Here is a 19168-nt window from a genome sequence, read left to right on the forward strand (position 1 = left end):
GTCGTCCGCCGCCGCACCGCAGCAGCCGGCCGCCCGCAGCGCCGGCACCGGCGGCAGCGGAACCGCGCAGGGCGCTGTGCAGGCGGCCCTGAGCAAGCTGGGCTCGCCCTACGTCTGGGGCGCGGCCGGACCCAACTCCTTCGACTGCTCCGGGCTGACGATGTGGGCCTACGGCCAGGTCGGTGTCTCGCTGCCGCACTCCTCGAGCGCGCAGGCCGCGGCGGGAACCACCGTCCCGTTGTCGTCGCTCGCCCCGGGAGACATCGTGTGGATGCCCGGGCACGTAGGCATGTACATCGGCAACGGCCAGGTCGTGCACGCGCCGACCACGGGGGACGTCGTCAAGGTCGTCGCCCTCTCGTCGATGGGCTGGCAGAAGGGCATCCGCGTCGCGTAGCCCCCTCCGCCTCCGAGCAGCAGCCACGGCCCTCGCGGCCGTGGCTGATGCCGTCCTGCTCGGGTGCGGGGGACCGGCCCCACGCTCCCGGCCGGCCCCCGCGCCAGGAACGGTGCAGGCGCGCGTCTCCGCGCTGCTTCCCGAGGTGGATGCCCGGCTGCGCACCGGCGGGCCGCCGCCGTCCGTGGTGGCGAACGCCGACGACCCGGCGATCGCCGGCACCGGGCTGGCCGCGGTCACCGTCGCCGGCACCGGCGGGTCGCGCGCGCGCCTGGTCGTCGACCCGTCCGCGGTGGCCGGGATGCCGGCGGCTGCTCTCGACGTCCTGGTCGCGCACGAGCTGGTGCACGTGCGGCTGCAGCCGCTGACCGCGCCGTCCGCCCCGTTGTGGATGGCTGAGGGGTTCGCCGACCTGGTCGCGCTCGACGTCACCGGGGCCGACCCGGCGGGGTTCTGGGCCGCGGCGCGCTCGGGCGCCGCGCCGTCCGAGCCGCCCGCCGACGCCGCCTTCCACGCCGCGTCGCCCGCGCGGGACGCCGCGTATGCCCAGGCATGGGCGCTGTGGCGCGTGCTGGCGGACGACGCAGGCATGGCGGCGGCCCGGGAGATCTACCTGCGGTGTGCCGCGGACCCGGGCGCCTTCGACTCCGCGGTGACGGCGGTGCTCGGCCTCGGCCGTGACGCGGTGCTCAGTACCTGGACGAGCGCGCTGGAGGCGACGCCCCGATGAAGATCCTGGTCGTCACGAACGACTACCCGCCCCGGCAGGGCGGCATCCAGACCTTCGTCCGAGCGATCGTCGACCAGCTGCCGCCGGGGGACGTGACGGTGTTCGCCTCCACCTCAGACGGGGCTTCGGCGTACGACGCCGGCTCGCCGTTCGAGGTCGTGCGGCACCCGACCGCGATGCTGCTGCCCACGCCGGCGGTCACCCGCGCGGTGGTGGCGACGATGCGGCGGGTGGGCGCGGACCGGGTCTGGTTCGGCGCGGCGGCGCCCCTCGGTCTGATGGCGCCGCAGCTGCGCCGCGCCGGCGCGCGCAGGCTGGTGGGCTCGACCCACGGGCATGAGACGGGATGGGCGATGTCGCCGGGAACGCGCCAGGTGCTCCGCCGGATCGCCGCGGGCCTCGACGTCACGACGTACATCACCGACTACACCCGGGCCAGGCTGCACGGCCTGCTGGGGCCGGTCACCGACCTGCGACGGCTCTCGCCCGGCGTCGACGTCGACCGCTTCACGCCGGCGGTCGACGGCAGCGACCTCCGGGACGCCCTCGGGCTCGCCGGCAAGCAGGTCATCGGCTGCATCTCCAGGCTGGTCCCGCGCAAGGGCCAGGACGTGCTGGTGGAGGCCATGCCGCGGATCCTGCACCGGCACCCGGACGCCGCACTGCTGCTGGTCGGTGGCGGCCGGTACGCCGATCACCTGGTGCGCCGCGTCGACCGGCTCGGGCTCGCCGGTCACGTGGTGCTCACCGGGCCCCGCAGCGTCGGCGAGCTGCCCGCGGCGTACGCCGCCTGCGACGTGTTCGCGATGCCGGCCCGCACCCGGCGGCTGGGCTGGGACGTCGAGGGCCTGGGCATGGTCTACCTGGAGGCGGCCGCGACGGGCAAGCCGGTGATCGCCGGTGCCTCCGGCGGCGCGCCGGAGGCGGTGCAGGACGGCCGCACCGGTCTCGTGGTGGGTGAGCCGAGCTCGCCCGAGGCGGTCGCGGCCGCCGTCGTGGAGCTGCTCGACGACCCGGGCCGGGCGTCCGCGATGGGCGCCGCCGGGCGTGAGTGGGTCGTGCGTGACTGGACGTGGCGCCGGCAGGCCGAGGCGCTGGTGGGCATGCTCGCCGGCTAGGCCGGCGCCTTCGCGCCGGCGTACAGCTCGTCGACGCGGTCGGCGAACTCGTCGAGCACCACGCGACGCTTGAGCTTCATCGACGGCGTCAGCTGGCCGCCCTCCTCGGTGAAGTCCGTGTCGAGGACGACGAACCTGCGGATCGACTCGGCCCGGGAGACCGCCTTGTTGGCCGCGTCGACGGCCCGCTGGACGCCCTCGAGCACCACCGGGTTGCTCGCCGCCTCGGCGATCGACAGATCCCGCCGAACCCCGTGCTCCTCGAGCCAGCCGGGCAGCATGTCGGCGTCCAGCGTGACCAACGCGCCGATGTACGGCCGCTGGTCGCCCACCACGACGCACTGGCTGATCAGCGGATGCGAGCGCAGCCGGTCCTCCAGCACGGCCGGCGCGACGTTCTTGCCGCCCGCCGTCACGATGATCTCCTTCTTGCGGCCGGTGATCGACAGGTAGCCCTCGTCGTCGAGACCGGCGAGGTCGCCGGTACGCAGCCACCCGTCCTGCAGGACGGCGTCGGTCTCCGCCGGGTTGTTCCAGTAGCCCTTGAACACGTGCGGGCCGCGGACCAGCAGCTCGCCGTCGTCGGCCAGGCGCAGGCTGACGCCGGGCAGCGGGCGCCCGACGGTGCCGATGGTGTTCTCGCCCTCGCGATTGACGGCGGACACGGGGGAGGTCTCGGTCATGCCGTAGCCCTCGAACACCTCGACCCCGATGCCGCGGAAGAAGTGACCCAGCCGTTCTCCGAGCGGGGCGCCGCCGGAGACGCACGACGTGCACCGGCCGCCCAGCGCGGCACGCAGCCGGGCGCCGACCAGCCTGTCCAGCACGCCGTGCAGCAGCCGGACCCGCAGCGGGATGTGTCCGTCGGACTTGCCGCGCGACCAGGCGATCGCCGTCCTCGCCGCGAGGGCGAAGATCCTGCCCTTGCCCTCGGCGTGCGCCTTCTGCTCCGCGGAGTTGTAGACCTTCTCGAACACGCGGGGGACGGCGAGCAGGAAGCTCGGGCGGAACTCGACGAGCGAGGTCATCAGCTGCGAGACGTCCGGCTGGTGACCGATCCGCACCCGTGCGGTGAAGCCGGCGAGCTGGATGATGCGCGCGAACACGTGGGCCAGCGGCAGGAACAGCAGGGTGCTCGACCCGGGCACCAGCATCCTGTGGAGGTACTCGACGGAGTTCTTGGCGTTGGAGACCAGGTTGCGGTGCGTCAGCCGGCAGCCCTTGGGGCGGCCCGTGCTGCCGCTGGTGTACACGATCGTCGCGTCGTCGTCCGCTGGCGTCGCGGCCCGCAGCTGCGCCACCCGCTCGTCCGGGACGTCGGCGCCGAGCGCCGCGACGGTGTCGAGCGCGCCCGCCTCGATGACCCACGGCTCACCGAGCTCGGGGATCTCGCCGCGGACCTCGGCCAGCCGGGCGGCGAGCTCGGCGTTCTCCACGAAGGCGAAGCGCGCACCGGAGTCGCCGAGGATCCAGGCGATCTGCTCGGCGCTCGAGGTCTCGTAGACCGGGACGACGACACCGCGCACCGCCTGCACCGCGAAGTCGATGACGCCCCACTCGTAGCGGGTGTGGGACATCAGCGCCACCCGGGTGCCGGGCGTGACCCCGGCGGCGATCAGGCCCTTCGCCACGCCCAGGACGTCGCGGGCGAACCGCGCGTGGTCGACGTCCACCCACCGGCCGTCCGGGCCGAGCCGCGCGAACGCCGCCTCGTGGGGGTGGCTGCCCGCGAGCTCGAAGACCACGTCCGCGACGTTCACCTGGTCGGGGCACTCGTACAGCGCGGGGACCGAGACTTCTCGCAACGTGGGCTCCTCGAGGATGCGGCGCGGTGCGGCGAATCGTACTCGCCGGTCGCACCGCACCGCGGGCTGCCGCGGTGAACCAGCCAGTAGGCTGAGCGGAACGACCGATCCGGAGGAGTGCCCACCATGGTCGAGCAGTCGACACAGGCGATCGTGATCGCCGCATCACCTGAGCAGATCATGGAGGTGATCGGTGATTTCAGCGCCTACCCGGAGTGGGCCGGAACAGTGAAGTCGGCCGCCGTGACGCGCACCGACGAGAACGGCTGGGCCCGGACGGTCGACTTCGTGCTCGATGCGGGCGTCCTGAAGGACCAGTACACCCTCGCCTACGACTGGGACGACTACCCGACCGCGGTCCGCTGGAGCCTGGTCAAGGGCACCATGCAGAAGGCCCAGGAGGGGTCCTACCTGCTGCACGACCAGGGCGACGGGACGACGAACGTGACCTACACGTTGGCGGTCGACCTCGCGATCCCGATGATCGGGATGATGAAGCGCAAGGCCGAGAAGGTCATCATGGACACCGCGCTCAAGGAGCTGAAGAAGCGCGTCGAGTCGCTGTAGATGGCTACCTCGTTGCTCGTCGCAGGCCTCGAGTGCCCGCGCCACCCGGCGGTGCCGATGCCCGCGCGGGTGCTGCGGTGGCCGGAGGACGCCCCGGCGGTCGTCGAGCGGCAATGGCCCGCGCTCCGCCCGGTCCTGGCCGCGATCACCACGGCGACCGGCGTCGGCCGGGTCAGCATCGACGAGGCGGGCGCGCTGCCGCAGGCCCGGGTCGCGGCGCTGATCCTCGAGCTCGCGGCCGTCACGCCCCCGCACCCGGTGGCCGTCATCGCCGAGCCGGGCGTGCTCACCGACCTCGTCGTGCAGGCGGCGTCCCTGGGGTACGCCGAGGACCGGCTGGCCGGGTTTCCGATCGACGTCCTGACCCGGCTGCATCCCGGGTTGCGCGGGTTGCCGGCCGCGGTCGAGGTGGGCGCCGTGCTGGCGGCCGCCCGCGCGTGGAGCAGCGCACTGCGGAACCCGGATCGCTGGTCCGCGGTGACGGAGCCGGGCAGGGCGGGCGAGCGGGCCGCCCGCGTGCTGTCGCTGGCCGGCGTGCGCATCGCCGGGGCCGAGCCTCCCGAGGGAGCGGTGCGCCCGACCGACGGCGGGTTCGAGCTGCGCATCTTCGTGCGCGGCATCGTCAAGGAGGGCTTGCGCCTGTCTCGCGCGGACGACCGGCTCCTCGTCGGCATCGACGGCGTCAGCCTGCCGATCGAGCTGCCGGCGGTGCTGCGCCGCTGCCAGATCGTGCGGGCCACCACCGAGCCCGACGCGCTCGTCGTCACCTTCGTGCCCGACGAGCGCAGGTGGCCGCGGTGAGCGAGGAGCCGGAGGTCGGGTCGCTCGCGGACGAGCTGCGGGCGCTGGCTGCGGCGCTCGCCGACGAGTCGCCGGACGGCGTGGACGGGCTGCTGGACGCCATCCGGGACAAGCTCGGCGCCACCGGCGCGGACGACGACGAGCCGCCGGTCGAGCGTATCGAGATCACCTGATCCCGGCGCCGCCCGTGGGGAAGCGGGCGACGGCCGTCGAGCCGTCTCGGCCGCCGGTCAGACCCGGGACCCGTCGTCGAACGGGTCCTCGGGATGCTCGCGCAGCTGCCAGACCAGCCACCCGACGCCGGCACCGAGCAGCAGCACGCCGAGCACCAGCGACGCGGTGCCCGACAGGGGTACCGATCCGGGCGCGAACAGGGCGACGCAGCCGGCGATCATGAGCAGGATCCCGACGACGACCCGCCGGGTCGGCTTGGGCAGCGGCTCGGGGGGCGGCGGCTCGAAATGGCCCTCGTCGTCCTCGTCGAGGAGCTCGGGCTGCGCGTCCGCGGGCGCTCGCCACGGCTCGGTGGCGCGGGGCTCGGGGGACCGCGGCGCCGGGTCCACAGGACGGTCGACGTCCGTGTCGACCTCCGCCGTCGAGGCCCGCGGCTCGGTCCGCTCGACCTCCGAGGGGCCGGCGTCGCGCGGCTCGACAGGATCGCCGAACAAGGAGATCAGCTCCGCGAACCGGACGTCGACCTCGCTCGCATCGATGGCTATCCGACGTCCCGCGTAGCGGCGGTGCGCCTGGTCGGCCACCTCGGCGGCGCGTGCGTGCAGGTCCGCGTCGACGAACACCTCGCGGGTCGGAGCGCTGTCGGTCGGCGGAACGGCGGTGTAGCAGGCGATCCCGGCCTCTGCCATCGCCCGCAGCAGCTGTTCGCACTCGCGGCGGTCGACGCTGCGCAGCTTCTGATAGCGCTGCGCGACGATGCCGTTGTCGTGCTCGGGCGCGGGCTGCGCCGGCGGCGTCGTCACCGCGTCACCCCTCGCTGTGGGCGCCGATCCACCGGATCGACTCCTCGAAGATGTACGGCGCGTCGTAGTCGAGCGTCGCGACGTGGAAGGAGCGGTGCAGCAGGCGGTGGCTGACGTCGCTGCTCGCGACGCCCTCGAGCAGGATCTTCGAGGACACCGCCTCGACGACGTGATCGGTCACCGACTGGAACAGCAGCAACGGGGTCACGAAGGACGAGAGGTCCGCGCGGGCCACCGCCCAGAGCTCCTGCAGGGAGTAGGCCGCCTTGAGGGGGAGCCGGTCGTAGGCGACCTCCCGCACGCCGGGCTTCGCGATGTCGCCGGCGATGCCGGGGAACGAGCCGATGAACCGCTGGGCCAGCGGCAGCAGCCGGGCGTCCTTGCGCTGCGTGGCCAGCGACGGGTTGACCAGGACGGTGCCCACCAGCCGGTCGCCGAGGGACTTCGCGCCGGCGGGGCCGTACTCCTCGGTCAACCGGATGGCCAGGGTGCCGCCCATCGACAGGCCGGCGAGGACGATCCGCTCGCAGTGCCCGGCGAGCCGCTCGAGGGCGCGCTCCAGCTCGCCGTACCAGTCCTGCCAGCGCGTGCGGTTCATGTCCTGCCAGCGGGTGCCGTGGCCGGGCAGCCGCGGCACGCTCACCGAGTGGCCGGCGGCGGCGAGCGCCTGCGCCCAGGGCACCATCGAGGCCGGTGCGCCGCTGAACCCGTGCGAGAGCAGGACCCCGACCTGCCGCGTCGACGGTGAGTCGCCGATCTGCTCGAAGGGCTCGGCGCCGGCCAGCAAGGTCATGGCTGCTCCCGTCGTGTCGCGCGTGCGGTCGCCGGACCGCACGACGTGGTCCGGTGCCCATGATGCCCTAGAGTCGGAACGTTGGCTCCCCACGAGCACCGAAGGCGGAAACCTTGTTCTACTGGCTGATGAAGTACGTCGCGATGGGACCGCTGCTGCGGTTCTTCGGTCGGCCTACGGTGACCGGGGCGGAGCACATTCCCAAGCGCGGCGGTGCGCTGATCGCCTCGAACCATCTCGCGGTCGCGGACTCCTTCTACATGCCGCTGATGATCCGGCGGCGGGTGACCTTCCCGGCCAAGCAGGAGTACTTCACCACGCCGGGGCTCAAGGGCAAGGCCATGAAGTTCTTCTTCTCCGCGGCCGGCCAGGTGCCCATCGACCGCTCCAGCGGGACCGCCGCGCAGGCCGCGATCAACACCTGCAAGCGGCTGCTGGGCGAGGGCCACCTGGTCGGCATCTATCCCGAGGGCACCCGCTCACCCGACGGCCGGCTGTACCGCGGCAAGACGGGCGTCGCGCGGATGGCGCTCGAGACGGGCGTTCCGGTGATCCCCGTGGCCATGGTCGGTGTCGAGCAGGTGAACCCGCCGGGGTCGCGACGCTGGCGGCGAGGCCACATCCGGGTGATCTTCGGTGCACCGCTGACCTTCGACGCCCGCCCCCAGGACTCCGGCAACGCGAGCATCGAGCGGCGGATCACCGACGAGATCATGCTGGCGATCAAGCGTCTCTCGGGGCAGGAGTACGTCGACCTGTACGCCGCGAAGGTGAAGACCGTCATGGACCGGACCGGGCACGACGCCGACCGGGTCGTGCGCGACCTGGTCGCCGCCTCGAAGGCGCCGCAGCGCACGCTCGAAGACGGCTGAGCCGGATGCGCTTCTTCTACGACACCGAGTTCATCGAGGACGGCGTCACCATCGACCTGGTCTCCATCGGGATCGTCGACGAGACCGGGCGCGAGTACTACGCGATCTCCGGGCAGCACGACCCGTCGAAGGCGGGCGAGTGGGTGCGCCGGAACGTGCTGGACAAGCTTCCGTCACCGGGGCATCCGGCCTGGAAGAGCCGGGAGCGGATCCGCGAGGAGGTCCTCGCCTTCCTGACCGAGCCCGGCGAGCCGATCGAGCTGTGGGCCTGGGTGGCCGCCTACGACCACGTCGCGCTCTGCCAGCTGTGGGGCGACATGCGCGCGCTTCCGCGGGAGATCCCGCGGTTCACCCGCGAGCTCAAGCAGCGCTGGGACGATCTCGGCTCGCCCGCGCTGCCGGTCGCCGGCCCCGGGGCGCACGATGCCCTGGTGGACGCGCGGCAGAATCTCGAGCGCTGGAAGGTCATGCACGCCCTCGGCTCGTGGCCGTCCGAGTCCTGAGATCGACTCCCGTATTCTGGAATGCGGCCGTACCATCGGCTGATCCCATCACTTCCTCAGAGGAACCGGACGACCCGTGTCTGCACCGCTCATCAAGCCCGCCCGCCTCGCCGAGATCGACCGCGCATGGCGCTCTCGTCCTATCGTGCAGCAGCCGGCGTGGCCCGACCAGGCGCTTCTCGAGCGGACCGTGGCGACCCTCGAGGCGGTGCCCCCGATTGTGGCCCCGGCCGAGGCGGACCGCCTCACCGAGCAGCTGGCGGCCGTCGCCGAGGGCCGCGCCTTCATGCTGCAGGGCGGCGACTGCGCCGAGACGTTCGACAACAACACCGAGCCGCACCTGCGCGACACCACGCGCACGCTGCTGCAGATGGCCGTCGTGCTGACGTACGGCGCGGGCACCCCGGTCGTGAAGATCGGCCGGATGGCCGGTCAGTACGCCAAGCCGCGCTCGTCGGAGCGGGACTCGCTCGGGCTGCTCAGCTACCGCGGCGACATGGTCAACTCGATCGAGGCCAACGAGGCCGCGCGGGAGGCGGACGCCAACCGGCTGCTGCGCGCCTACGCCAATTCCGCCGCGGCGATGAACATGATCCGCGCCTACGCCAACGGCGGCCTGGCGGACCTGTCGGCGGTGCACGACTGGAACCGTGACTTCGTGCGGCGCTCGCCGGCCGGCGAGCGCTTCGAGCAGATCGCCCGCGAGATCGACCGGGCGCTGGGGTTCATGGCCGCCTGCGGCGTCCACGACGACGCCCTGCGGCGCGTCGACCTCTACTCGTCGCACGAGGCGCTGATCCTCGAGTACGAGCAGGCGCTGACCCGGCTGGAGGAGGACCGCGCGTACTCGCTGTCCGGGCACATGGTGTGGATCGGCGAACGCACCCGTCAGCTCGACGGCGCGCACGTCGAGTACTTCTCGCGGATCGCCAACCCGATCGGCGTGAAGCTCGGCCCGACGACCAGCCCGGACGACGCGATCGCCCTCGCGGACCGGCTCAACCCCGACAACATCCCGGGGCGGCTCACGTTCATCACCCGCATGGGCAACGGCAAGGTGCGTGCGGTGCTGCCGGCGCTGGTCGAGCGGGTCACCGCAGAGGGCCGCAAGGTGGTGTGGCAGTGCGACCCCATGCACGGCAACACCCATGAGTCGTCCAACGGCTACAAGACGCGGCACTTCGACCGGATCCTCGACGAGGTCATGGGCTTCTTCGAGGTGCACCGCGGGCTCGGCACGCACCCCGGTGGGTTGCACGTCGAGCTCACCGGTGAGCCGGTGACGGAGTGCCTCGGCGGCGCGGAGGAGCTCTCCGACGACGATCTGGCCGGCCGCTACGAGACCGCCTGCGACCCGCGCCTGAACACCACGCAGAGCCTGGAGCTGGCCTTCCTCGTCGCCGAGATGCTGCGCGACTAGGGAGTCCCGCCGCTCACTCCTGCAGCACGCTCTCGCGGATCGCCGACCTGCTGATCTTGCCGGTCGGCATCCGCGGGATCGCCTCGACGATGCGGTACTCGCGGGGCCGCTTGAACCTCGCCAGCCGCGGCGTCGCGAACCGCTCGAGCTCGGCGATCAGCTCGCCGTGGTCGCGCTGCCCGGCCGGTGCCACCACCGCGACGACCCGCTGGCCCCATTCGTCGTCGGGCAGGCCGACCACGGCCACGTCGTCCACCCCCGAGTGCTCGAGCAGCGTGGCCTCGATCTCGGCGGGGTAGACGTTGACGCCGCCGCTGAGGATGAGGTCGGTCCGGCGATCCAGCAGGAACAGCCGCCCGTCCTCGTCGAGCCGACCGACGTCGCCGATGAGCAGGGCGTCGTCGTCCCAGCTGGCGCGCGTCTTGTCGGGGTCGCCCACGTAGTCGAAGCGCTGGCTGCCGACGCTGTAGATCAGCCCCTCCTCGCCGGCCGGGACCGGCGTGCCCGCGGCGTCGCGGATCTGGATCTCGTAGCCGGCCCGCGCCCGGCCGACCGTCCCCGGCGCCTCGAGCCACTCGTCGCTGTGCACGGTCGTCACCGCCGAGCTCTCGGTCGATCCGTAGAACTCCTCCAGCACCGGGCCCCACCACTGGATCATCTGCCGCTTGACGTGCACCGGGCACGGCGCGCCGGCGTGCACGATCGAGCGGAGCGCGCGCGGGTCGAAGGCGGCCCGGACGTCGTCCGGCAGCCGCAGCAGCCGCACGAACATGGTCGGCACCATGAACGACTCGGTCATGCCCACCTCGGTGGCGAAGTCGAGGAAGCCGTCGGCGTCGAAGCCGCCGCCGGGTGGGCAGGCGACCGTGACGCCGCGGTTGAGCGCGCCGACGGCCATCGAGTTCGGCGCGGAGTGGTACAGCGGCGCGACCGCGGCGTGCACCCCCGGACCGGGGCCCAGGCGCAGCAGCTCGAGCAGCGGCCCCGCGCCGGCGATCTCCTGCTCCGGCGTCAACCCGCTGAGTGTGCGGCGGATGCCCTTCGGCTTGCCGGTGGTGCCGGAGCTGTACAGCAGGACAGACCCCGCGGTGCGCCCCTGCGGGTCGGCGTCGGCACGGCCCGTCCAGACCCGCGAGAACGCGCGTTCGCCGCCACCGGTGCTGAAGACGCGATCGGCCGCCGGTACGCCGGCGTCCGCGGCGGCGCGCGTCACGGTCGGGAGCAGGTCGTCGGAGGTGAGCACCAGGGCCGGGCGGCTGTTGCCCAGGATGTAGGCCACCTCCGGGGAGGTGAGGTGCCGGTTGATCGGCACGAAGTACCGCCCGGTGCACAGCGCCGCGAGCTCGAGGGTCAGCAGCTCCGCGCAGTTGGGCAGCACCGCGGCGACGGCGTCCCCCGGGCCGACGCCGAGGTCGTCCCAGCTCGCGGCGATCCGGTTGACGACCGATCGCAGCGCGCCGAACGTGAGCGCGCGCTCGCCGTCGATGATCGCCACCCGCTCCGGGTGCTCCTGGGCGACCGTCCACCACGTCATGGGCTGCCACCTTCCTTTCGTGCCGCCGCGCTCGCTCATCCCTGGTCCGCCCCGACGATCGCGACGAAGGAGACGCATTCGCCCGGGCCACCGCCGAGGTTGTGGGTCAGCCCGTAGCGCCGTCCTCGGGGCTTGATCTGGCGCTCCGGAGGCGCCTGGTCCCGTAGCTGCAGCCAGCACTCGTAGAGCATCCGCAGACCGGACGCACCGATCGGGTGCCCGAAGCTCTTGAGCCCGCCGTCGGGGTTGACCGGAAGCTCGCCGTCCAGCGCGTACTTGTCCGACATCGTGTCGGCGACGGCCCGGCCGCGGGCGGAGAAGCCGAGGTCCTCCATGAGCACCAGCTCGGTCGGCGTGAAGCAGTCGTGCACCTCGGCCATCATCAGGTCGTCGGCGGGACTGCTCACCTCGGCCTGCTCGTAGGCGTCGCGGGCGGAGCGGACAACCTCCTCGAACGTGGTGTAGTCGTACGCCGGGTCGTAGGTCCCCGTCCCGGGGCCCGCGGCGAACGCCAGCGCCTTCACGTAGAGCGGGTGATCGGTGTACCGGTGCGCGTCCTCGGCGCGCACGATGATCGCGGCAGCGGCCCCGTCGCTGACCCCGGAGCAGTCGAACACGCCCAGGTCGCCGGCGACCGTCGCGGCGCCGGCGATCTTCTCCTCGGAGACCTCCTGCTGGAACTGCGCGCGGGAGTTGCGGGCCCCGTTGAAGTGGTTCTTGTAGGCCACCCGCGTCATCGCGCGCTTGATCTCCTCGCGGGGGACGCCGTACTTCTCGGCGTACGCGGGCACCAGCAGCGAGAACCGGGCGGGGGCGGACAACGAGAGCGAAGTCCCGTCGTCCGGCGGGTTGGCGCGCGTCAGGCCCGAGTAGCCGGAGTCCTTGAGCTTCTCGACGCCGACGGCCATCACGACGTCGTACGCGCCGGAGGCGACGGCGTAGCAGGCGTTGCGGAACGCCTCGGAGCCGCTGGCGCAGAAGTTCTCCACCCGGGTGACCGGCTTGTAGTCGAGCTTGAGCGCCGACGACAGCATCATCCCGGAGTAGCCGGAGGTCAGCGTGCCGAGCCAGTAGGCGTCGATGGCGTCCCGCCCGACGCCGGCGGAGTCGAGCGTCTCGGTGACCGCGTCCACGATCAGGTCGTCGGCGGACTTGTCCCAGTGCTCGGCGAAGCGGGTGCACCCCATTCCCACGATCGCCACCCGGTCCTTGATTCCGTGCGAGCTCATGGCGCCGTTCCTTCCACGATGGGCCGTGCTTTCCAGAAGTAGTTGTGGATCCCGCCGGCGTCGGAGACGCGGCGGAAGGTGAACCGGACCCGCTGGCCGACGTGCACCGTCTCGGGATCGCAGTCGGTCAGCTCGCACGAGAAGCGGCCGCCGCCGTCGATGTCGAGCACGACGCCGATGGTCGGCGGCGCGGGGGAGTACGCGAGGTGGTCGATCGTGTAGGTCGCGATGCGCGCCTGCTCGTCGGCCATCTGCTCCTCGCGCATCGTGTCGACGCTGTGGCAGGACAGGCAGACTCGTTGCGGCGGCAGGTGCCGCGTGCCGCACTTCTCGCAGGTGCTGCCGACGAACCCGTACTTCCAGCCGGTCCCGCGGAACGCGGCCGGCGCGACGGCGCGGTCGGGGCTCGGCCGGCGCGGCGCCGGCCGCTGGAGCTCGCCCTTCCAGGTCAGGAAGCTCGCGTAGCTCAGCGACGCGTCGCCGGCGGCGAGCTGCGCCGCGATCGGCTCGGGCCGGCGGGCGCGCGCGATGGCGTCGGTGGCCCTCAGCAGGAGGGTGTCCGCGCCGTCGGCCAGCACGGTCACCGCGAGCGTGTCGCCGGGGCGGGCGTCGTCGAGCATGGCGGCCAGCAGCAACCCGGGATGAGCGGCGCCGGCGAAGCCCATCCGGTCGCTCAGGTCGTCGACGAGCACGCCCTCGGCCAGCCCCAGGCCTTGCGTGAAGCGTCTCGCGGCGCGGGGTGACAGCCCGGTCACGGCCCAGTGGTCGACGTGCGCCGCCTCGAGGCCGGCGGCCTGCAGCGCCCGGTCGGTCGCGCGTTCGGCGAGTCCGGCGTAGATCTCCTCACCGAAGCGCTCCTCCCAGGTCTGCGCCCACGGCTCTCCCGGCGCGCGCCACCGGTCCAGGAACTCCGAGGTCGCCGCCCCCGTCCCGAGCACTTCGGCGAGCACGTCGCCGCGACCCACCACGAACGCGGCCGCGCCGTCCCCGCCCCCGGACTCGTCGGCGGAGCCGGCCGGGCCGGTGCGGGTATCGGCGATCGCCACCAGGGCGCCGCCCGGGCGGTGCAGGGCGCCGATCAACGCCCCGACGGCGCTGCGCACCGACCCGCACTGGTCCTCGGCGCGGACGTGCTCGGGCAGCCCGAGGACGGCGTGCAGAGCCGTGGCGTTCGTCCGGTCGGCGTACGGCGGGAAGGAGCTGCAGAAGACGACGCTGCCGACGTCGCTGGGCCGCGCGCGGAGCGCGGCCCGCGCCGCCTCCGCGGCCATGGTCGTGGTGTCCTCGTCGTACGAGGCCACGGCCCGGGTACCGCGACCGGCGGCGCCGCCCAGGACCGCGGCGATCGCCGAGCGGCGCAACCGCCGGTAGGGCACGTACCCGGCGTACGCGAGGATGCCGACCGGATCGCTCATGATCGTCCTTTCGTCCTCGACGCCGGCCGCCACGAGCAGCGCGGGCGGCCCGGTCGAGGTGACGCGCGCGGTCGGTCCGGAGCGAGCACCGCGCTGCTCGGGACATTAACGGCTGGTGGCCTCGTTGAACAGGTTCTCCCTGGCTACGGCGTCGGCGGCGCGGCGCGGGCCGGGTCGGGCGGGTCACCGGTGTGCAGCAGCGGCAGCACCCGCCGCGCCACCACCTCCGACAGCACCACGATGCTGTTCGAGCGGGTCACGCCGTCCACCGTGTCGACCGCCAGCAGCGCCTGCTGCAGGCCCTCGTGCGACCGGGCGGCGACCTTGCAGAAGACGTCGTGGTCACCGGTGGTCGCGTACGCCTCGATGACCTCCGGGACCTGCTCCAGCCCGCGGCGGACGTCCTCGAGCCGGCCCTGCGCGATCTGCAGCGACACGAACGCGTGCACCGCGAACCCCGCCGCGGCCAGGTCCACCTGTGGCTCGTAGCCGCGGATCACGCCCGCGTCGACGAGCCGGGCCAGCCGGGACGTGACGGTGCCGCGCGCGACGCCGGCGAGCCGGGAGAGCTCCAGGTCGCCGATCCGGGGCCGCTCACTCAGCAGGGCCAGCAGGCGCAGGTCGAGATCGTCGAGACGCATCGAGCTCGCCGCCTTTCACCGGGACGCTGGGCAGATTGCACAGCCCATCGTCGCCGGGCTGCGCCGCACTGCGCAACCGGTGCATCGCCCCCCAGCGTCGGTTGTGGCCCGTTCCGGTGCGGACTTACAGTCGCCCGAGCACGGCCCGCGAGGGGCCGGCCACGGCCGGGAGCGAAGCATGACCCTCCACGACACCCTCACCGATCAGGAGAAGCTCGCCGGCCTCGGCCTGGACGAGCTCAAGCAGCTGGTCGGTCTGGTCGAGTACGACGAGGATGCCGATCCGTTCCCGGTGACCGGGTGGGACTCGGTGGGCTGGATCTGCGGCAATGCGACGCAGGCGGCGCTGTACTACCAGCTCGCGTTCGGGATGGAGCTCGTCGCCTACCGCGGGCCCGAGCAGGGCTACCGCGACCACCATTCGTACGTGCTGCGCAGCGGGGCGGTGCGGTTCGTGCTGCACGGCGCGGTCGATCCGCACAGCGAGCTGATCGCGCACCACGCCCGGCACGGCGACGGGGTGGTCGACATCGCGCTCGAGGTGCCGGACGTCGACAGATGCATCGCGCACGCCACGCGGGCGGGGGCCCGCATCGTCGCCGCGCCCCAGGACGCCACCGACGAGCACGGCACCGTCCGGACGGCCACGATCGCGACGTACGGCGACACCCGCCACACGCTGGTGGACCGGTCGCGGTACGGCGGGCCGTACCTGCCCGGCTATGTCGCGCGGACGTCGACCGTGCGCCGCGCCGAGGGTGCCCCGAAGCGGCTCTTCCAGGCTCTCGACCACGTCGTCGGCAACGTCGAGCTGGGGCGGATGGACAGCTGGGTGCACTTCTACAACTCGATCATGGGCTTCACGAACATGGCCGAGTTCATCGGCGACGACATCGCCACCGAGTACTCGGCGCTGATGAGCAAGGTGGTCGCCAACGGCAACCACCGGGTCAAGTTCCCGCTCAACGAGCCCGCTCCCGGCAAGCGCAAGAGCCAGATCGACGAGTACCTGGAGTTTTATCAGGGCGCCGGCACGCAGCACCTCGCGCTGGCCACCAACGACATCCTCGCGACGGTCGATGCATTGCGCGCGAACGGGATCGAGTTCCTGGACACCCCGGGCTCGTACTACGAGGACCCTGCGCTCCGCGCGCGGATCGGTGAGGTGCGGGTGCCGATCGACGAGCTGCAGGCCCGCGGCATCCTGGTCGACCGGGACGAGGACGGCTATCTGCTGCAGATCTTCACCAAGCCCATCGGCGATCGCCCGACGCTGTTCTTCGAGCTGATCGAGCGGCACGGCTCGCTCGGCTTCGGCAAGGGCAACTTCCAGGCGCTGTTCGAGGCGATCGAGCGGGAGCAGGAGCGGCGCGGCAACATCTAGCGCGCGCTACGACGCGAGGAACAGCGCCCATCCGCCGGCGACCAGCAGCAGGCTAACCATGGCGAGGCGCACCTCCCAGTCACCCGGCGCGGACACCTCCTCGGAGATCACCTTGCCCAGGTTGCGCAGCAGGCCGAGGACGGTCAGGCCGGCGAGCAGCTCGAGGATGAACCCGACGCCCGCGAGGCGATGCGTCGTCCCGCCGACGGTGAACACCAGAAACGCGATGACGCTGCCGAGCCAGGCCAGCGCCAACGCTGCCGCGACGGCGCGCCAACCGCCGGACAGCGTGGGGGTGTGGCTCATCGGTCAGCTCCGCTCGGTAGTCGATCCTCGCCCGGACGGTCCATCCTCCGCCACGGGGACGACAGAGCGGTCACCGGACCGACCAGGACGACGCCGTGATGTCGTCGACGCCGACGGTGCCGCGATCGGCGACCCATCGGGTCAGCGTGTCCCGCACGGGGGCTCCGGAGTGGATCACCGGATTCCCGGCGGTGTGGGGGAAGCCGCCCCCGCCGGACGCGCGGTAGTCGGTGAGCGCGAGGACCAGGCGCTCGTGCGGATCCGGCTCCCGGCCGTCGATGCGTAGACCGGAGATCCGTTGCCCGACCGGGGCCATCCGGTGCACCAGATAGCCGACGTCGTGACCGGCGGCGCCGACCGCGTCGAGGTTGAAGTCGGGGAGCGTGTCGTCGCCGTAGTAGCGCGTGTTGTGCTCGAGATACGCGGTCAGCTCGCGCGCCGTCATCACGACCGCCTGCAGGACGTTGTCGAACCGGCTCAGCCGGAACATGTCGCGCACGCTCACCGCTCCGGCGGCCAGCCCGTCGTGCTGGAACGCGATCGCCGAGGCGGACAGGACCGGGAGGCCGGCCCACCGCGAGCCGGTCAGCGCCCGTTCGACGGCCTCCGCCTGCGCGTGGTTGACGAGGTCCACGCACGGCGAGGGGCCTAGCCGGACCGGTCGAGCGGGGATGTCCGTACGGGCGTGGCCGACGACGTCCGTCAAGCGCGCCAGGGTGCGGTCGTGGTCGGCGCGCACGGCCGCGGCGACGCGCGGGTCGGCGGCCATCGACTCGACCGGCAGCGAGGCGACGGCGCTGCGCGTCACCCGGACCGCGCCGTCGACGCGGTCGACGTCGAGGTCGATGCGCCCCAGGCGCAGCCCGAGGCTGCCGGCCTCGACGTACGGCACGCGAGCGCCGTCCGGCCCGGGCTCGTGCCCGTGCACGTCGACGTGCAGGTGGCCCAGCAGCACCGCGTCGATGCCCGGCACCTCCGCGATGAGCCGACGGCCGTCGTTCTCCGGCCAGGGCAGGGCCGAGCCGTACGTCGAGGACGGGCCCAGACCGCTGTGGCAGAGCACCACGACCAGGTCGGCGCCGTCCGCCCGCAGCCGCGGGACGGCGGTGCGCGCGCACTCGACGATGCCCTCGGCCGACGCGCTGCCGGCGAGCTGACGGGCGTTCCAGACGAGGGTCCCCGGCGTGCTCAGCCCGAGCACGCCGACCCGGATGCGGCCGAGCGCCGGCGTGTCGACGTCGATCATCGTGCTGCTGCCGATGCCCGGCAGCCCGGCGAAGTTGGCGGCCAGCACCGGGTGCGCGCAGTCGGCCACGTAGCGGGCGAGGACGGCGGTCCCGAAGTCGAGCTCGTGGTTGCCCAGGCAGGCAGCGTCGACACCGAGCACGTCGAGCGCCGCGGCGACCGGATGTCGACCCAGCGGTGAGCGGGCGGCCAGCGACACCAGCGGCGTGCCCTGGATGGAGTCGCCGACGTCCAGCAGGAGCACGTGCGGCTCGGCGGCCCGGATCTGCCGGACCAGCGTCGAGACCCGCGCCAGGCTCCCGCCGGTGGCCGGGGGAGCGTCGGCCACGTAGTCCCAGTCGAGGATCGCGCCGTGCGAGTCGGTGATTCCCAGGAGCGTGAGCCGGGTGCCGCCCGGGCGCGCAGGACGGCCGACGGTGGGAGCGAGGTCGGGCATCCGGTAATGGTGCCAGGTCGGCGCGGTGGCGCGCGGCGGCGTACGTTGGTGGTTACGACGCCCCCGGGTTACTGATCGGTAACCTCGGAGGCGCCGTCATCGTGCCGCGGCGCCCGCGATATTTTCGACGGAAGCGGCGCACGGCGTCACTGCTGCAATCGCCACCCGGCGTACGCCGGAACGGCTCCACTGCTCACAGGAGGTTCGGCTGACGATGAAGATCGTCGTACTCGCGAAGCAGGTGCCCGACTCGGGCAACCCGCGCACGCTCACCGACAATGACAAGACCGTCGACCGCGAGAACGCGGACCTGGTCCTCAACGAGATGGACGAATACGCCATCGAGGAGGCCCTGAAGATGAAGGAGGCCTTCGACGGCGAGGTGACCGTCCTGTCCGTGGGACCGGCGACCGCTACCGACACCGTCCGCAAGGCGCTGCAGATGGGGGCCGACAAGGGCGTGCTCGTCACCGACGACGCCATCGCCGGATCCTGCGCGGTCGGCACCGCGAAGGTCATCGCCGCTGCGCTCGGCAAGCTCGAGTGGGATCTGGTGCTCTCCGGCGCCGAGGCCACCGACGGCCGCGTGTCGGTCATCCCAGCGATGCTCTCCGAGCTCACCGGCGCCACCCAGCTCACCGGCGCCCGCAGCATCGGCATCGAGGACGACGTGGTCACCATCGAGCGCCAGGTCGACGGCGGCTTCGAGGTCGTCCAGGGCCAGATGCCCGCGATCATCTCGGTGTGGGACACCATCAACGAGCCGCGCTACCCCTCGTTCAAGGGCATCATGGCGGCGAAGAAGAAGCCGATCGACCAGTGGTCGCTGGCCGACGTGGACGTCGACGCGTCCGAGGTCGGGCTGGAGAACGCGACCTCCGAGGTCCTCGAGGCCGCGCCGCGTCCGCCGCGCCAGGCCGGCGAGAAGGTCGTCGACGAGGGCGACGGGGGCACCAAGCTCGTGCAGTACCTCGTGAGCCAGAAGCTCGTCTAGG

Annotated in this window: 20 protein-coding genes; 11 read left to right on the top strand and 9 right to left on the bottom strand. The window is 72.7% G+C overall.

The window, feature by feature from the left end; all coding sequences use genetic code 11:
- The 3 genes from F8A92_RS08900 to F8A92_RS08910 form a co-directional block, all read left to right on the top strand.
- Nucleotides 1-397, top strand: a 397-nt coding sequence (locus tag F8A92_RS08900) for a C40 family peptidase (protein ID WP_194291421.1), incomplete at its 5' end; no start/stop codon positions are given.
- A 112-nt stretch (nucleotides 398-509) separates the two neighbouring features.
- A complete protein-coding gene (locus F8A92_RS08905; RefSeq protein WP_153504814.1) occupies nucleotides 510-1127 on the top strand; it encodes a hypothetical protein in 618 nt (205 codons plus the stop codon).
- A complete protein-coding gene (locus F8A92_RS08910) occupies nucleotides 1124-2245 on the top strand; it encodes a glycosyltransferase family 4 protein (protein ID WP_153504815.1) in 1122 nt (373 codons plus the stop codon). Before F8A92_RS08905 ends, F8A92_RS08910 begins: the two co-directional genes overlap by 4 nt.
- Here the strand turns inward: F8A92_RS08910 and F8A92_RS08915 are convergent.
- Nucleotides 2242-4050, bottom strand: a complete 1809-nt coding sequence (locus tag F8A92_RS08915) for an AMP-dependent synthetase/ligase (RefSeq protein WP_153504816.1) — start codon at nucleotides 4048-4050, stop codon at nucleotides 2242-2244. The two genes, F8A92_RS08910 and F8A92_RS08915, sit on opposite strands and share 4 nt — an antisense overlap.
- Before the next feature lie 126 nt (nucleotides 4051-4176).
- Here F8A92_RS08915 and F8A92_RS08920 point away from each other — a divergent pair, with 126 nt between their 5' ends.
- Genes F8A92_RS08920 through F8A92_RS08930 form a run of 3 tightly spaced genes read left to right on the top strand, consistent with a single transcriptional unit; the run spans nucleotide 4177 to nucleotide 5591 of the window.
- The gene (locus tag F8A92_RS08920) at nucleotides 4177-4617 is read left to right on the top strand and encodes an SRPBCC family protein (RefSeq protein ID WP_153504817.1); all 441 of its coding nucleotides are present in this window, start codon (nucleotides 4177-4179) and stop codon (nucleotides 4615-4617) included.
- Nucleotides 4618-5418 (top strand): hypothetical protein, encoded by an 801-nt coding sequence (locus F8A92_RS08925; protein WP_153504818.1) that lies wholly within the window; start codon nucleotides 4618-4620, stop codon nucleotides 5416-5418.
- Nucleotides 5415-5591 (top strand): hypothetical protein, encoded by a 177-nt coding sequence (locus tag F8A92_RS08930; RefSeq protein ID WP_153504819.1) that lies wholly within the window; start codon nucleotides 5415-5417, stop codon nucleotides 5589-5591. Before F8A92_RS08925 ends, F8A92_RS08930 begins: the two co-directional genes overlap by 4 nt.
- Nucleotides 5592-5648: 57 nt before the next feature.
- Here F8A92_RS08930 and F8A92_RS08935 read toward each other — a convergent pair whose 3' ends face one another.
- Together F8A92_RS08935 and F8A92_RS08940 are read right to left on the bottom strand one after the other, a co-directional pair.
- Nucleotides 5649-6395, bottom strand: coding sequence for a hypothetical protein (locus F8A92_RS08935; protein WP_153504820.1), 747 nt, complete (start codon nucleotides 6393-6395; stop codon nucleotides 5649-5651).
- Nucleotides 6396-6399: 4 nt separating this feature from the next.
- Entirely contained in the window at nucleotides 6400-7188 is a 789-nt protein-coding gene (locus F8A92_RS08940; RefSeq protein ID WP_153504821.1) for an alpha/beta hydrolase, read from the bottom strand.
- A 113-nt stretch (nucleotides 7189-7301) separates the two neighbouring features.
- Here F8A92_RS08940 and F8A92_RS08945 point away from each other — a divergent pair, with 113 nt between their 5' ends.
- The 3 genes from F8A92_RS08945 to F8A92_RS08955 all read left to right on the top strand — a co-directional run bounded on the left by F8A92_RS08945 (nucleotide 7302) and on the right by F8A92_RS08955 (nucleotide 9983).
- The gene (locus tag F8A92_RS08945) at nucleotides 7302-8060 is read left to right on the top strand and encodes a lysophospholipid acyltransferase family protein (protein ID WP_153504822.1); all 759 of its coding nucleotides are present in this window, start codon (nucleotides 7302-7304) and stop codon (nucleotides 8058-8060) included.
- Nucleotides 8061-8065: 5 nt separating this feature from the next.
- Entirely contained in the window at nucleotides 8066-8563 is a 498-nt protein-coding gene (locus tag F8A92_RS08950) for a polyadenylate-specific 3'-exoribonuclease AS (RefSeq protein WP_153504823.1), read from the top strand.
- Between the two features lie 76 nt (nucleotides 8564-8639).
- Nucleotides 8640-9983 carry a class II 3-deoxy-7-phosphoheptulonate synthase gene (locus tag F8A92_RS08955; protein ID WP_153504824.1) on the top strand — a complete coding sequence of 448 codons (1344 nt, stop codon included), beginning with the start codon at nucleotides 8640-8642 and terminating at the stop codon, nucleotides 9981-9983.
- 13 nt (nucleotides 9984-9996) lie between these two features.
- Here F8A92_RS08955 and F8A92_RS08960 read toward each other — a convergent pair whose 3' ends face one another.
- The 4 genes from F8A92_RS08960 to F8A92_RS08975 form a co-directional block, all read right to left on the bottom strand.
- Complete coding sequence (locus tag F8A92_RS08960; protein WP_153504825.1) at nucleotides 9997-11517, bottom strand: AMP-binding protein; 1521 nt, start codon at nucleotides 11515-11517, stop codon at nucleotides 9997-9999.
- Nucleotides 11518-11552: 35 nt separating this feature from the next.
- A complete protein-coding gene (locus F8A92_RS08965; RefSeq protein ID WP_153504826.1) occupies nucleotides 11553-12746 on the bottom strand; it encodes an acetyl-CoA acetyltransferase in 1194 nt (397 codons plus the stop codon).
- Nucleotides 12743-14161 (bottom strand): OB-fold domain-containing protein, encoded by a 1419-nt coding sequence (locus tag F8A92_RS08970; RefSeq protein WP_153504827.1) that lies wholly within the window; start codon nucleotides 14159-14161, stop codon nucleotides 12743-12745. The genes F8A92_RS08965 and F8A92_RS08970 overlap by 4 nt, the downstream gene beginning before the upstream one ends.
- 143 nt (nucleotides 14162-14304) lie before the next feature.
- Nucleotides 14305-14802 carry an Lrp/AsnC family transcriptional regulator gene (locus F8A92_RS08975; RefSeq protein ID WP_153504828.1) on the bottom strand — a complete coding sequence of 166 codons (498 nt, stop codon included), beginning with the start codon at nucleotides 14800-14802 and terminating at the stop codon, nucleotides 14305-14307.
- A gap of 178 nt (nucleotides 14803-14980) precedes the next feature.
- Here F8A92_RS08975 and hppD point away from each other — a divergent pair, with 178 nt between their 5' ends.
- Nucleotides 14981-16186: a 4-hydroxyphenylpyruvate dioxygenase gene (gene hppD, locus F8A92_RS08980; protein ID WP_153504829.1), complete on the top strand. Its 1206-nt coding sequence runs from the start codon at nucleotides 14981-14983 to the stop codon at nucleotides 16184-16186.
- Nucleotides 16187-16192: 6 nt separating this feature from the next.
- Here the strand turns inward: hppD and F8A92_RS08985 are convergent, their stop codons facing one another.
- Nucleotides 16193-16492: a hypothetical protein gene (locus tag F8A92_RS08985; RefSeq protein WP_153504830.1), complete on the bottom strand. Its 300-nt coding sequence runs from the start codon at nucleotides 16490-16492 to the stop codon at nucleotides 16193-16195.
- A gap of 70 nt (nucleotides 16493-16562) precedes the next feature.
- Entirely contained in the window at nucleotides 16563-18173 is a 1611-nt protein-coding gene (locus F8A92_RS08990; protein WP_153504831.1) for a bifunctional metallophosphatase/5'-nucleotidase, read from the bottom strand.
- 214 nt (nucleotides 18174-18387) lie between these two features.
- Between F8A92_RS08990 and F8A92_RS08995 the strand changes: the two genes are divergently transcribed.
- On the top strand, nucleotides 18388-19167 hold the full coding sequence (locus F8A92_RS08995; RefSeq protein ID WP_153504832.1) for an electron transfer flavoprotein subunit beta/FixA family protein: 780 nt from the start codon (nucleotides 18388-18390) through the stop codon (nucleotides 19165-19167).
- The last annotated feature ends 1 nt before the right edge of the window (nucleotide 19168 follow it).

The sequence above is a fragment of the Cumulibacter manganitolerans genome (assembly GCF_009602465.1).
Classification (GTDB): Bacteria; Actinomycetota; Actinomycetes; order Mycobacteriales; family Antricoccaceae; genus Cumulibacter; species Cumulibacter manganitolerans.